Source organism: Moraxella haemolytica (assembly GCF_030177935.1).
GTDB classification, from domain to species: domain Bacteria; phylum Pseudomonadota; class Gammaproteobacteria; order Pseudomonadales; family Moraxellaceae; genus Moraxella; species Moraxella haemolytica.
In genome coordinates this window covers 1295043-1308652 of record NZ_CP089974.1, presented here as the reverse complement: position 1 = coordinate 1308652, position 13610 = coordinate 1295043, and the positions used below count along the sequence as shown (strand labels likewise).

The 13610-nt window shown below is 42.7% G+C and carries 13 protein-coding genes; 9 read left to right on the top strand and 4 right to left on the bottom strand.

The window, feature by feature from the left end; genetic code table 11:
* Nucleotides 1-49 precede the first annotated feature (49 nt).
* Together thiI and apt are read left to right on the top strand one after the other, a co-directional pair.
* Nucleotides 50-1495 (top strand): tRNA uracil 4-sulfurtransferase ThiI, encoded by a 1446-nt coding sequence (thiI, locus tag LU276_RS06155; RefSeq protein ID WP_284672995.1) that lies wholly within the window; start codon nt 50-52, stop codon nt 1493-1495.
* Between the two features lie 51 nt (nt 1496-1546).
* Nucleotides 1547-2080 carry an adenine phosphoribosyltransferase gene (gene apt, locus LU276_RS06150; protein WP_284672994.1) on the top strand — a complete coding sequence of 178 codons (534 nt, stop codon included), beginning with the start codon at nt 1547-1549 and terminating at the stop codon, nt 2078-2080.
* Between the two features lie 85 nt (nt 2081-2165).
* Here the strand turns inward: apt and LU276_RS06145 are convergent, their stop codons facing one another.
* From LU276_RS06145 to ychF, 4 genes are all read right to left on the bottom strand, one after another.
* The gene (locus tag LU276_RS06145) at nt 2166-3002 is read right to left on the bottom strand and encodes an exodeoxyribonuclease III (protein ID WP_284672993.1); all 837 of its coding nucleotides are present in this window, start codon (nt 3000-3002) and stop codon (nt 2166-2168) included.
* Nucleotides 3003-3149: 147 nt separating this feature from the next.
* Nucleotides 3150-3857: a TetR family transcriptional regulator gene (locus LU276_RS06140; protein WP_284672992.1), complete on the bottom strand. Its 708-nt coding sequence runs from the start codon at nt 3855-3857 to the stop codon at nt 3150-3152.
* Nucleotides 3858-4024: 167 nt separating this feature from the next.
* On the bottom strand, nt 4025-4489 hold the full coding sequence (locus LU276_RS06135; protein WP_284672991.1) for a hypothetical protein: 465 nt from the start codon (nt 4487-4489) through the stop codon (nt 4025-4027).
* A gap of 219 nt (nt 4490-4708) precedes the next feature.
* Nucleotides 4709-5800, bottom strand: a complete 1092-nt coding sequence (ychF, locus tag LU276_RS06130; RefSeq protein WP_284672990.1) for a redox-regulated ATPase YchF — start codon at nt 5798-5800, stop codon at nt 4709-4711.
* Nucleotides 5801-6087: 287 nt separating this feature from the next.
* Here ychF and ndk point away from each other — a divergent pair, with 287 nt between their 5' ends.
* The 7 genes from ndk to bamB all read left to right on the top strand — a co-directional run bounded on the left by ndk (nt 6088) and on the right by bamB (nt 13599).
* Nucleotides 6088-6519 (top strand): nucleoside-diphosphate kinase, encoded by a 432-nt coding sequence (gene ndk, locus LU276_RS06125; RefSeq protein WP_284672989.1) that lies wholly within the window; start codon nt 6088-6090, stop codon nt 6517-6519.
* Nucleotides 6520-6741: 222 nt separating this feature from the next.
* Entirely contained in the window at nt 6742-7935 is a 1194-nt protein-coding gene (gene rlmN, locus LU276_RS06120) for a dual-specificity RNA methyltransferase RlmN (protein WP_284672988.1), read from the top strand.
* A 28-nt stretch (nt 7936-7963) separates the two neighbouring features.
* A complete protein-coding gene (locus LU276_RS06115) occupies nt 7964-8614 on the top strand; it encodes a hypothetical protein (protein ID WP_284672987.1) in 651 nt (216 codons plus the stop codon).
* Between the two features lie 54 nt (nt 8615-8668).
* Nucleotides 8669-9787, top strand: coding sequence for a flavodoxin-dependent (E)-4-hydroxy-3-methylbut-2-enyl-diphosphate synthase (ispG, locus tag LU276_RS06110; protein ID WP_284672986.1), 1119 nt, complete (start codon nt 8669-8671; stop codon nt 9785-9787).
* Between the two features lie 292 nt (nt 9788-10079).
* On the top strand, nt 10080-11357 hold the full coding sequence (gene hisS / locus LU276_RS06105; protein ID WP_284672985.1) for a histidine--tRNA ligase: 1278 nt from the start codon (nt 10080-10082) through the stop codon (nt 11355-11357).
* Between the two features lie 142 nt (nt 11358-11499).
* Entirely contained in the window at nt 11500-12315 is an 816-nt protein-coding gene (locus LU276_RS06100; RefSeq protein WP_284672984.1) for a YfgM family protein, read from the top strand.
* Between the two features lie 108 nt (nt 12316-12423).
* Nucleotides 12424-13599, top strand: a complete 1176-nt coding sequence (bamB, locus tag LU276_RS06095; protein ID WP_284672983.1) for an outer membrane protein assembly factor BamB — start codon at nt 12424-12426, stop codon at nt 13597-13599.
* Nucleotides 13600-13610 lie beyond the last annotated feature (11 nt).

The window sequence follows — 13610 nt, the reverse complement described above, 5'->3', positions numbered from 1 at the left end:
TTAAAAATGTGTATAATAATAGCTTTTTTGTGCAAGCCTAAACAACAGTATGAAGTTTATCGTTAAGTTATTTCCTGAAATCATCATGAAAAGCGATTCAATTCGCAAGCGTTTTGTGAAAGTATTGACAGGAAATATCAAAAATATTTTAACTCGTCATGATGAATGTGTTCGCGTGATTCGCCATTGGGACTTTTTAGAAGTATGTTTTGATGATGACGATTTGCAAGAAGTTTTGCTTGATGAACTCATGCGTATTCCGGGTATTCATCACATTTTGACAGTGGAAGAATCACCATTTAGCGATTTGCATGATATTTTCTTGCAGACTTTGGCAAAGTTTGGCGATGATTTGCAAGATAAGACTTTTTGTGTGCGTGTTAAGCGTCGAGGTCGTCATGAATTTGACTCAATGGAAGTCATGCGATATGTGGGTGGCGGTCTTAATCAGCACATTGCAAGTGCTAAAGTGCAGTTAAAAAATCCTGATGTCGTGGTGCGACTTGAAATTGATAATGACAAGTTATTATTCATCAAAAGTCGCCATGAAGGGATTGGTGGCTTTCCCATTAGTACCCAAGAAGATGTATTGTCGCTCATCTCTGGCGGTTTTGATTCTGCGGTAGCAAGCCATCTGTTTACCAAGCGTGGCAGTCGTGTTCATTATGTGTTTTTTAATCTAGGTGGCAAGGCACATGAGATAGGAACAAAACAAATGGCGTACCAGCTGTGGCAACGCTATGGCAGCTCGCATAAGGTGCGTTTTATCACGGTGGACTTTGAGCCTGTGGTCGCTGAAATTTTGACCAAGATTGACGATGGTCAAATGGGCGTGGTGCTAAAACGCATGATGGTGCGTGTGGCCAGTGCCATTGCCAAGCATCATCGCATTGAGGCATTGGTAACAGGTGAAGCACTTGGGCAGGTTGCCAGTCAGACGCTAACCAATCTACATATGATTGATAAGGCAAGTGAGGTGCTGATTTTAAGACCATTGATTACGCACAATAAACCTGACATCATCAGTATGACTGAACAAATCGGTGTGGCAGATATTGCTAAGTCCATGCCTGAGTTTTGTGGTGTCATCTCAAAAAGCCCAAACGTTAAGGCGGTGGAACATAAGGTGTTGGCAACGGAGGCGAATTTTGATTTTTCGGTACTTGACCGTGCCATTGATACAGCCATCTCTATTGATATTCGAGATATTGCCAATGATAGTCAGCAGGAATATGCGATTGAGACAGTGTCGTCTGTACGGTCTGATGAGATAGTGCTAGACATCCGCCCCACTGATGAGAGTGAGGATAATCCGCTGAATCTATCAGGTGTGATACGAATGCCATTTTATCGATTATCTAGCAGTTTTGGCGAGCTTGACCAAAGCAAAATTTATCTTTTGTACTGCCAGCGTGGTGTGATGAGCCGACTACAAGCCGTGCATCTGCAACAAAAAGGCTTTCATAACATCAAAGTGCTACAGTTAACCAATTAACCAACCATCAAAAATCAACAAGCCAATTTGGCAACTATTAAGGCGATAAACATGACTAATGAACTTATTAAATCATCCATCAAATCAATCCCCAACTACCCAAAAGCAGGTGTAACTTTTCGTGATATCACATCACTATTAGAAAATCCTGCTGCGTTTAAAGCGACCATTGATGCCATCGTGGTACAGTATCAAGATAAGGGGATTACCAAGATTGTTGGTACGGAATCTCGTGGTTTCATATTTGGTGCTCCCATCGCCCTAGTTTTGGGGGTCCCATTCGTACTGGTGCGTAAACCAAATAAGCTACCTAGAGAGACCATCGCTCAATCCTACGCCCTAGAATACGGTGAGGATAAGCTAGAAATTCATACTGATGCCATTACAAGTGATGATCGTATTTTGATTATTGATGACTTGTTGGCAACAGGTGGTACGGTCGAGGCGACTGCCAAACTGATTCGTAAGCTGGGTGGTACAGTGCAACACGCCGCCTTTGTGATTTGGCTCAATGGATTGGGTGGTGATGTCAGACTAAAAGGTTTGGATATTCAGCCTTTCTCATTGGTGAGTTTTGAAGAATAACCAAGAACCTAAGTTTATTGTAACATAAAAGGCGGTGATAATCCGCCTTTTAATTCGTCTTTTTTGAGATATTTGTACGGCTGGCTTAACCAATCAAATAATCAATCACTACAGGAGCATGGTCGGAAAACCAAGTGTCTTTATATACCCACGCACCAACCGTTCGGTCTTTCCAGTCTGGTGAGCAGGCTTGATAGTCAATACGCCAGCCTACATTTTTGGCACGAGCTTGCCCACGATTTGACCACCATGAATAGACCTCGGACTCTTTACGAACCACACGAAAAGTATCAACATAACCAAGCCTATCATAGATATGATCAAGCCATGCTCGTTCGTGCGGTAGGCAGCCTGAAGCCTTTTGGTTGCCAGACCAGTTTTTGATATCAATGCGTTTATGTACAATGTTGTAATCGCCACAGATGATGACAGATTTATCCTCATCACGCCAGTTCTTTAAGATGGTTTTGTATTTATTTAAAAACAAGTCTTTGCGAGCTTGGGCGTCATCGCCTGATGAACCAGAAGGCAAATATAGTGATGAGATGAATACAGGTTTATCAAGTCCTAAATCAAACTCTGCTGTGATGAAGCGACCTTGCGAGTCTGCCAGCTCAAAGCCAAGCCCACGACTAATTGAGATAATAGGTAGGCGACTATAGATGGCGGTGCCTGCATAACCTGCACGCTCAGCAGGAAATAGGTGGGCATACCAACCGTCTGGTTTGAATTTATCCGTCCATTGTTCGTGTGTAATGCGTGTTTCTTGCATACATACCACATCTGCTTCGGACTGTGCTAGCCAGTCAAACAACCCTTTTTTCTCGGCTGCTCTTAGACCATTAACATTGATAGAGATGACACGAAGTAGTTGATTGCTCTTGAGATTGTGATGGGATTTAGGTCGGTGTAAATAGGGCATGGTAGGTAATTTTATGCTAAAATTGACTATTTTAGCATAAAATTAAGATGATTAAAGCGGTTTTGAACCTAAAATTTTCGGTTGCAACACGGTCATTTTTATGTACAAATCTATAAAAGAGTAGTCGGCGGTCGGGCTATTGGTTGATCAATCGCCGATAATCGTTTCTTCATGCGATTTCCAATTATACGCACCATATAGGAGTATTTGCATCTGACGAGTGCAACGGTGGAGCATGATGTTTTTTTGTTCTTCTAGGTTTATGGGGGTGAAAGTCTGTTCACCATCTTCGTCTAGGTTTGGTGTATAGGTAAGTTCAAGCCAATCAATAATCCAAGAAAAAGACAAATTGACACCAATCTCTGCCAACAGATAACGATCTTCTTTGCCGATGTGTTCAAAGGCAGGCTGTAACGCCAAATCATCGCCCATGATTTTGGCAAAGTATTTAATTTGCTCACTGATGGCATGACGAACCGCCTCTGAGCCACCAAATCGCTCGCTGGCGATGAATTGCCAGTATCTAGGTTGTGCATCTACTGCCTTAAAGAATAGCTGTACACTTTTGGCAATCTGTCTTTCAAAACTGCGTTTTTTCCCTAGCTGCATATGCTCACGCAGTAGTGCCATCGCTGAGCCAAGCTCATCTTCAACCAAAGCCTTGCCCAAACTTTCCATGTCATCAAAATGACGATAAAAAGCAGTTGGTACTACACCTACCTCACGGGTGACTTGGCGTAAGCTGATGGAGCTATAGCCTTGTCCCATCATGCACAAGTCTAATACAGCGTTAAAAAAGGCTTGGCGGGTTTGGCGTTTTTTTTGCTCTCGGGTTGCAGGTTTTTCTTGGTGCATGGGTATATCCATTAAAATTAGATAAAAAGCGATGGCTGCCTTTAAATTCTGTATTATGAATAAAATTGTGATAATTTTCAATCAATTTCATAAAATATTGCATTCTGCACACACATTAGACAATAAAAAACCAAGCCTAGTAAGTAGGCTTGGCGGTATGACAGCGATTAAGAGTGAATCTTGGTGCAGTCAAGCAGTGCGCTGTTGTCTGCTTTTAGTATTTGAGCTTTGTCGCCGTCTAGCACCAGTGTCATTGGTTTATTGTTGCCTTCGATACCCTCGTTGGTATTAAAGCGTTTTTTGTCTTTGTCGTCTTGATTAAGGTCATAGACGATGTCATCAGCAGTGAGATGAGCTTCCATCTCTCCTTCGTGTTCATGTACGACAATGTGTACAGTCTGATCGCCACATTGGAATTGATCGCCTTCGTGATGATGGTGGTCATGACCTGCATGGTCGTGAGAATGCTCATCATGAGCATGTTCATCGTGAGCGTGCTCATCATCAGAGTGGTCTTTATCATGGATATCGGTTACAGCAACTTCACTGTCTGTGACAGGCTCAGCAGGTTTTTGTTCGCAGGCAGTCAGAGCAAGGGCGAGCATCATGGTTGGTAGAATGATTTTTTTCATGTTTTTACCTTAATTGATTAAAAATAAGTGGTCCCATCGCTCATTGATGGTTCATCACCGATAGCTATATTGTAACAAAATTTCCCAAAATGGCAACAGCTCTCAATGACAAATTAGCAATGATACTGGTCGTTTTTGTTGCCGATTCTACTATTAAATAAGGGGTGTATCCAAATACCCCCCCCTTATTTAATAACATTACTAATACATCAAGCCTGCTTACACATTAAAGCGAAAGTGCATCACATCGCCGTCTTGGACAACATAGGTTTTGCCCTCCAAGCGATTCTTACCAGCGGCACTCGCTCCTTTTTCGCCACCATACTCAATAAAGTCAGCATAGCTGATGACTTCAGCACGAATAAACCCTCGCTCAAAGTCGGTGTGAATGACGCCAGCTGCCTGCGGTGCAGTTGCTCCAATTGGTACTGTCCACGCACGCACTTCTTTAACCCCTGCGGTAAAGTAGGTTTGCATTTTGAGTAGTTCATAGCCTGCTCGAATCACACGGTCAAGCCCAGCTTCACTCATGCCCATGCCTTCTAAGAACTCTGCCTTTTCGTCTTCGTCTAGTTGGGCAATCTCTGCTTCGATTTGGTTGCATAGTGGCACGACTATTGCATTATCCGATTTGGCAAATTCTTTGACTTGGTCAAGATATGGGTTATTTTCAAAGCCGTCCTCGCTGACATTAGCGATATACATGACTGGTTTTAAGGTAATCAGTCCATAACTTCTAATCAGTTTCTTTTCATCATCATCAAGCCCTGCCATTCGTGCAGGTTTACCATCTGCTAGTAGTGGCTCAACTTTGTTAAAGACAGCCAACATCGCTTGGGCGTCCTTGTCTCCACCTTTGGCTTTTTTGCTAAGGTTGGTGATGGCTCGTGTTACCGCTTCTAAGTCAGCAAGAGCAAGTTCGGTGTTGATGGTTTCAATGTCTGATAAGGGATTGACTCGTCCGTCCACATGAATGACATTGTCATCATCAAAGCACCGTACGACATGAGCGATGGCGTCTGTCTCACGGATATTGGCGAGAAACTGATTGCCCATACCTTCGCCTTTAGAAGCACCTGCCACAAGTCCTGCGATATCCACAAACTCCATAGAGGTTGGGATAACTCTTTCGGGGTTGACAATCTTGGATAATTCTTTTAAACGAGGGTCTGGCACAGGAACGATGCCTGTGTTTGGATCCTTGGTGCAAAAGGGGAAGTTCTCGGCAGCGATGCCTGCTTTGGTCAATGCGTTAAACAGCGTAGATTTGCCCACATTAGGCAGTCCGACAATACCACAATTAAAGCCCATAAAAAACTCTCTACAAATAAAAAAATTCTGCTTAGTTTAGCAGATTTTCATAAAAAATGCTTTGCTTTTTAAGTCTGGAGTTTAAGGATATTGTCATACTGGCTTATCGCAGACCCGCCAAAGGTATACCCATGCCTATAAGGTCGGCATCAATAAATTGCCGATACAAGGGGCGAATAAACTTGCATAAAAAAGATGCAAAATCTGATTTTGCTTGCTATAATACAATAAATTTTACAACTTTTCGTAAAATCTTTCCCCTTTTATCAATAGTAAGGAAGTTTATCATGGCAATCGAACGCACTTTATCTATCATCAAGCCAGACGCAGTTGGTAAAAATCACATCGGCGACATCATTGCTCGCTTTGAAAAAGCAGGTCTTAAGCCTGTTGCTGTGAAATACAAGCACCTAACTCGTGAAGAAGCAGAGGGGTTTTATGCAGAGCATAAAGAGCGTGGTTTCTTTAATGATTTAGTGGCATTCATGACTTCAGGTCCTGTGGTGGTATCTGTACTAGAAGGCGAAAACGCAGTTTTGGCTCATCGTGATATTCTAGGTGCAACCAACCCAGCCGAAGCTGCTGCTGGTACTATCCGTGCAGACTTTGCTGTAAGTATTGATGAGAATGCTGCTCACGGTTCTGATAGTATCGCTTCTGCTGAGCGTGAAATCGCTTACTTCTTTGGTGCGGACGAGATTTTCCCACGCACTCGTTAATCAATGTTGGGCAGTTTATCTGCCGATATACATTGCACAAAACAGCTTGCCGATTGGTAAGCTGTTTTTTTGATTGCTTATAAATCGTATTTACAAACTGCTTTGCCATGAGTAGGTTGGTGGGGATTTGTTTATATTGAAAGTTCATGACTTTATTAAAAAATTTTAGTATAATGTGCCATTTTTATGATTATTTTATAGCCAATGACGCCAGCACAGCCCATGAGTAAAATCCCTGTACATCAAGATGGTTCATTAGACATCACTTCCAATAAAATCAATCTGCTTGGTATGTCCAAAGAGGCATTGGGTGAGTTTTTTGTGTCGCTTGGCGAAAAGCCATTTCGTGCTACCCAAGTGATGAAGTGGATTTACCAATTTGGGGTGGTGGACTTTTTTGAAATGACTAATATTTCCGAGAAGTTACAAGAAAAGCTGAATGAAGTAGCGTGCATTGTGCCACCGAAGGTAAAATTTAAAGAATTTAGCAATGACGGCACTCGTAAATGGGTGTTTGAAGTGGCGGGCGGTTCGCTTGTTGAGACGGTGCTGATTCCTGCAGAAGACGGCAAGCAATTTGGACGAAAGACTTTGTGTATTTCATCACAGGTGGGCTGTGCACTTGATTGTTCTTTTTGTAGTACAGGAAAACAAGGTTTTGAGCGAGACTTAACAGCAAGTGAGATTATCGGTCAATTGTGGGTTGCTAATCAGTCTTATATGGAAGATGTTGCTCCTACCGAGCGTGAAAACCGAGTAACTAATGTCGTCATGATGGGAATGGGAGAGCCGCTGCTTAACTATGAACCTGTTGTAGCCAGTATGTCGCTTATGCTAGACGACCATGCATTTGGTTTGTCTAAGCGTCGTGTTACACTGTCAACATCAGGCGTTGTTCCAAAAATGTATGAACTTGCCAAAGACATCGATGTGGCACTTGCCATCAGTTTGCATGCCCCAAATGATTCGTTGCGTAATGAGCTTGTACCCATCAATAAAAAATATCCGTTATCTGAGCTGATCGCTGCCGCCAAAGCATATGTCTATGATGAAAATCCACGCCACAAAAAGCATGTAACCATTGAATATGTCATGTTGCAAGGCGTAAATGATACCGATCAGCACGCCCATGAATTGGTAGCATTGCTAAAGGATTTGCCAAGCAAAATCAATCTTATTCCCTTTAATCCATTTCCGCACGCTCCTTACGATCGTTCTAGTAATAACCGCATTCATGCGTTTAGCAACATTTTGAATAACGCAGGCTTTGTATGTACTATTCGTCAGACTCGTGGTGATGATATTGATGCAGCGTGTGGGCAGTTGGTGGGACAGGTTGCCGATCGCACTCGCCGTGCCAAAAAATGGCAAGAGAGTATTGAAAAGCGACAGGATAAAACCAAAGTATCCAGATGATTTGCTAAAGTGTTTAAAGGCTGTTAGAATGAAACAAAGTATCCGCCATCACACGGCAGGCAGATTTGGTAAAATTGCCATTTTGTTCATGACCATGCTGATGGTCGCTTGTCAGCATACACAGCCAATGCAAAAAAGCATGGGAAGGGTTGTTGCTAAAAACCAAATTGCACATACTTATACACAGCTTGCCGAGCAGTATTTGCAACTAGGTAGAATAGATGATGCCAAAAGACAGCTGGATCTGGCGATACAAGCGAGCGATCGCCATGCAGCGGCTTATCGCACTTTGGCACGAGTGTATCAGACAACCAACGAGCATGAGCATAACAAACTTGCCAAAACTTATTACCAAAAGGCACTATCGCTTGATGATAGGGATATGCAGACGCATTATGATTATGGCGTGTATCTGACAGGTAATCAAGAATATTCATTGGCACTTAAGCATTTTGAGAGAGCGGCTAGAGAGATTGGTTTTGATGGACGGCTGGCAGCGATTGAAAACATTGCCTATATTCGTAATATCTTATGGGAAAATCTACCCACTAAGACAAATTTGGATTTGGCGGTATCGGCATTTAACCGAGCGGTTAAGGCGGGAAGCTTAAATGCGGATTTACTCACTCAAGCATTATACCTAAATATAGAAAAAGATAAACAAACTCAGGATAAGTAGCATCGGCTTAATGCCAGACTTATAATATAACAATATTGACTGTTGGAAAGTATCATGACTCATCATAGCCCCATCAAACGCCGTTTTACTCGTAAAATTATGGTTGGCAATGTTGCCATTGGTGGCGATGCCCCTATTAGTGTGCAGTCTATGACCAACACAGACACTTGCGATGTGATGGCAACCGTTGCTCAGATTCAGCGGTGTGTGGATGCAGGGGCTGACCTGATGCGTGTGTCCACACCGACGATGGAAAGTGTGCAAGCCTTTGGCGAAATCAAAAAGCGTGTCTCTGTGCCACTCATTGCCGATATTCATTTTGATTATAAAATCGCCTTGGCAGCAGCAGAAGCTGGGGCGGATTGTTTGCGAATCAATCCAGGGAATATCGGTAATGAAACCAAAATCCGTGAGGTCATCGCCTGTGCTAAGCATCATGGTCTGCCTATCCGAATTGGTGTTAACGCAGGTTCATTAGAAAAAGACTTGCAAAAAAAATATGGTGAGCCAACCGGTGAGGCGATGCTTGAGTCGGCAATGAGGCATATTGATATTTTGGACCACCATAATTTTCATGATTATAAAATTTCAGTCAAGGCGAGCAATGTCTTTTTGACGCTAGATGCTTATCGTTTGATTAGTCAGCAGGTGGATTGTCCACTGCATCTTGGTGTAACCGAAGCAGGCGTGTACCGCACAGGAACGGTTAAGTCAGCGATTGCACTTGGTGGACTGCTATTGGAAGGTATTGGCGATACGATGCGAATTTCTTTGGCGGCAGAGCCAGAAGAAGAGATTAAGATTGGTTTTGATATTTTAAAATCTTTAGGTATCCGTTCAAATGGTGTGAATTTTATCGCTTGTCCAAGTTGTAGTCGTCAAGAATTCAATGTCATTAAGGTGATGACTGAGCTGGAGGCACGACTAGAAGACATTCGTGAGCCAATGGATGTGTCAGTGATTGGTTGTAAAGTCAATGGTCCTGGCGAAGCTAAAGAAGCTGATATTGGTGTGGTGGGGGCAAATCCTAATTCATTGGTCTATAAAAATGGCGACAAAAGTCATTTGATTGATACCGCCAGATTGGTTGATGAAATTGAAGCGATGGTGCGTGAAAAAGCAAAAGCGTTGGCAGAAAAAAGGGCAAATGAGATTGTCAGGGTGGCTCAGTGAGTTGCTGAGTGTAAAATCAAGGCAAGCTGAGTTCAAATAAAAAAACCACCAAACATCACTTGATAAGCAATGACTGATTTGCCAAAAAAGAACATTTGTAATCGGTAAAATAAGCCAAAAGAATATCCAAAAACCGTTATTGAGTTTGAGGTGTTAAATATCAAAAGGTTTTTGAATAAGTGAATAAAATCCGACCAATTGATGAATTTGGTGGATATTTTAAGTAGTGAGTACTTTAAGTAATAAGTATTGAAAGTAAATTGTTCAATTTGAATCATAAAGGATTTAAAAGATGAGTAAAATTACTGCCATTCGTGGCTTTAATGATATTTTGCCTGCCGAAACTGCCAAATGGCGTGAAGTGGAGGCGATTTTAACCCAAGTATTAGATGGTTATGGCTATAGCCAAGTTCGCTTGCCATTTGTTGAGCAAACGGAGTTGTTTGCTCGTGGGGTGGGCGAGGCGACCGACATTGTTGAAAAAGAAATGTTTGGTGTGGTGCATGGCAATCAAAACACAGGCAAAGAAGAAAAAGAGGTATCTTTTACCTTACGCCCAGAAGGAACAGCAGGGTGCGTGCGAGCGATTATTGAGCATAATCTGACTCGTGGCGACACGCCAAAGCTGTGGTATCTTGGGTCGATGTTTCGCTACGAACGACCACAAAAGGGGCGTTATCGTCAGTTCACTCAGCTTGGGGTAGAGAGTTTTGGTTCTGCTTTGGCTGATGCTGATGCCGAGCTGATTGCGATGACGGCGATGATGTGGAGACGACTTGGTATTGATCAGCATGTTGTTTTACAGCTAAATACACTTGGTGAAGCACATGAACGCTTGGCTTATAAAAATGCCCTTGTTGAGTATTTGACTAAGCATCTTAATAGGCTTGATGCCGATAGTCAGCGACGAGTAACTACGAATCCGTTGCGAGTGCTTGATAGTAAAGATGAGCAAACACAGGCGATTTTGGTAGATGCACCCAAACTTTCTGACTTTCTAGGAGAGGAGAGTCGTACACACTTTGAGCAGGTGCAAAATTATCTGCGTGCGTTGGGGATTGAGTTTACGATTAATGAAAAACTTGTGCGTGGATTGGATTATTATAATAAGACCGTCTTTGAATGGGTAACGGACAAATTGGGTTCACAAGCAACTGTCTGCGGTGGCGGTCGCTATGATGGACTGGTGGGTATATTAAAAGGCAATCTTGAGCAATCCGAGCCTGCCGTTGGTTTTGCGATGGGGCTTGAACGCTTGATGTTGCTTATTGAAGCGGTGAATCCTATTGAGATAAAGGCTGACTGTGATGTCTTTGTTGTGGCTAGCGAAAGCGTGTATATGAATGCTGTGATGTACGCCAACGAGTTACGCACACAAAACCCTGATTTGCGTGTTAAAATGGCGTCCGCCACTAGCCTAAAATCACAAATGAAAAAAGCAGATAAATCGGGGGCAAAATATACCTTGATTATTGGTGAATCGGAAGTTGTCAGTCAAACTGTGTCAGTGAAAAATATGACCACAGGAGAGCAAAGCAGTCGTGCGATGACGGATTTTAATTTTGATTAGTTGGTATCATTAGTCTATAGGATTAAGATGGTTGGTGCTGTTTGACAATATAACTGCTTTGGTTAATTATTCGTCTGCGGTTTATGTTAAAATTCATTGAACAACACCATTTATTTAACACTAAAAATATTTTAAAGAGTTGATGATGAGCGATGAATTGGTAGTAAATGATAAACAAGCCATGGGTGCCTTAAAAAAGCATGGCGATAAAATCGTATGGGCGATTATCTTGGTGCTGGCTGGCTATTTTGGCTGGGAGTATTATCAAAAAAACTATGCTAAAATTGACACGGTGGCGGCAGATATGTACACCGCCATTGATGAGCGTAACAATGCTTTAAAATTAGCAATTCAAAATCCTGATTTGGGCAAGGACGCTAAAGCATCGCTGGCTAAGGATGAATCGGTCTTATTCGCCGAGATAGATAAGCTGGTTGCAGAGCATCCTAATACAGTCTATGCATGGCAAGCACTCATGCTAAAAGCACGCCATCAAGCAGATGCAGATAAGCTGTCTGATGCCATTGAAACACTAGAGCAGGCTCAAAAATTAAAACTTGATGATGTAGGGTTGTTGGCATTGACAGAGTTGAGATTGGCTCGTGTGTTGTTGGATAATAATGAGATAGATAAAGCATTAACCATAGCAAATAAAGAGCTGCCAAAAGCTTTTGAAGCATCTCGCCAAGAGGTATTGGGTGATATTTATGTTACCAAAAATGACTTTGAACAAGCCAAAACCGCCTATCTGACAGCATGGGAAGCATTGCGTGAGCGTCAAGAAAATCGTGCAGTTTTAAGTCTAAAGCTACAGTCTTTGGGCGTTCAGGTTGAGTCGATTACACCAAAAGAGCCTGTGATTGCCAACACGCTACCAAACGATGTTTCTGCTACTATGGATAATGCTACAGCTGAGCGTGTGAGTATAGAAACACAAACTACACAAAACGGCAATTAGGGGTTATTAAATTGGTTTTATAATAACCATGCAAATTGTTTAATTCATACATTAGTGATAAGATGGGCAGACTTTTAAGGGTTTGTCTGGACATAAGAAGGATAAAATATGCACGCTCGTTTTACAAAAACTGTTTTGGTATGTGCTTTGGGTGCGATTGCACTAACAGGCTGTGCCACAGGCATCAAAGGCGAAGATAAAAAACCTGCAAAACTCATTAAGATTGATGCACCTATAGGCGTGCTATCGCCTATCTTCCAAGCATCGCTTGAGCAGGGGCGTAGTTTATCAAAGGGCGAGCGTGTCAGCAAAAAAGATATTGTTGATTTGCAAGTATCTGAGGTGGACGATGTATTAGTAGCAGCAAGTCGTGGCGGTATTGTAAGTGCCATGAAAGAGGGTCGTCCGCTTTGGTCGGCTGATTTAAAAGATGCCATCACAAGTGGTGTGGCGACCAGCAAGGCAGGTAAAGTTGCTGTTATTGGTACTCGTTCTGGCAAGGTGGTGGCATTAGATATTGCTACAGGTGCAAGCCTTTGGGAAGTATCACTACCAACTTCAAGCCAAACCCCAGCACTCATCAGTGATGATCGTGTGTTGCTTTCTGCCAATAATGGCATTATCTATGGTCTAGACTTGCGTACAGGTCGGGTGGTTTGGCAGTTTGGTACGCAACAAGCCGATATCAGTGTCCGTGGTGCTTCCAAGCCACTTCATTTGGATGGGCAAACGGCTTTATTTGGCATGGCAGATGGTCGTATCCATGCAATCAATCCTGCTACAGGCTCTCCACTTTGGGCAAGACGAGTGGGCTTGCCGACTGGCGGTAGTGCGGTAGAACGCATGAGTGATGTTGATGGCACGCCATTGGTCGTAGGTCAATATCTATATGTTACTAGCTTTAGCGGGCAGTTAGTGGGCTTTGATATGTCTACAGGGCGAGCGATGTTCGCTGCTAAGATTGCCAGTACCAAGTCGCCAACCATCTTGGGTAATGCACTAATTACCACAGGGGTGAATGGCGATGTGAAGGCGTTCAACCGATTGACAGGCGAAGAGCTGTGGTTGAATGAAGAGCTAAAAAATCGTAAGCTAACCAACCCTATTGCTGTTGGCAACCATGTCGCTGTGGGCGATTACGAGGGGGTTATTCATTTATTGGATGTAACTGGTAATATCGTTGATCGTGTCCAGACCAAAGGTGAGTTGACTAGCTTACAAGTTGTCGGTAATCGTCTATATACTCAAAGTGCTACAGGTGTGGTGAGTATTTGGCAGTTTTAATTGCTTATTTG

Bases quoted from the DNA above. Each gene is read 5' to 3' on its own strand.
- ychF (WP_284672990.1), bottom strand. From the start codon at position 5,800: ATGGGCTTTAATTGTGGTATTGTCGGACTGCCTAATGTGGGCAAATCT.
- bamB (WP_284672983.1), top strand. From the start codon at position 12,424: ATGCACGCTCGTTTTACAAAAACTGTTTTGGTATGTGCTTTGGGTGCG.
- LU276_RS06100 (WP_284672984.1), top strand. From the start codon at position 11,500: ATGATGAGCGATGAATTGGTAGTAAATGATAAACAAGCCATGGGTGCC.
- rlmN (WP_284672988.1), top strand. From the start codon at position 6,742: ATGAGTAAAATCCCTGTACATCAAGATGGTTCATTAGACATCACTTCC.
- LU276_RS06140 (WP_284672992.1), bottom strand. From the start codon at position 3,857: ATGCACCAAGAAAAACCTGCAACCCGAGAGCAAAAAAAACGCCAAACC.
- LU276_RS06145 (WP_284672993.1), bottom strand. From the start codon at position 3,002: ATGCCCTATTTACACCGACCTAAATCCCATCACAATCTCAAGAGCAAT.
- ndk (WP_284672989.1), top strand. From the start codon at position 6,088: ATGGCAATCGAACGCACTTTATCTATCATCAAGCCAGACGCAGTTGGT.
- thiI (WP_284672995.1), top strand. From the start codon at position 50: ATGAAGTTTATCGTTAAGTTATTTCCTGAAATCATCATGAAAAGCGAT.
- apt (WP_284672994.1), top strand. From the start codon at position 1,547: ATGACTAATGAACTTATTAAATCATCCATCAAATCAATCCCCAACTAC.
- LU276_RS06135 (WP_284672991.1), bottom strand. From the start codon at position 4,489: ATGAAAAAAATCATTCTACCAACCATGATGCTCGCCCTTGCTCTGACT.
- ispG (WP_284672986.1), top strand. From the start codon at position 8,669: ATGACTCATCATAGCCCCATCAAACGCCGTTTTACTCGTAAAATTATG.
- hisS (WP_284672985.1), top strand. From the start codon at position 10,080: ATGAGTAAAATTACTGCCATTCGTGGCTTTAATGATATTTTGCCTGCC.
- LU276_RS06115 (WP_284672987.1), top strand. From the start codon at position 7,964: ATGAAACAAAGTATCCGCCATCACACGGCAGGCAGATTTGGTAAAATT.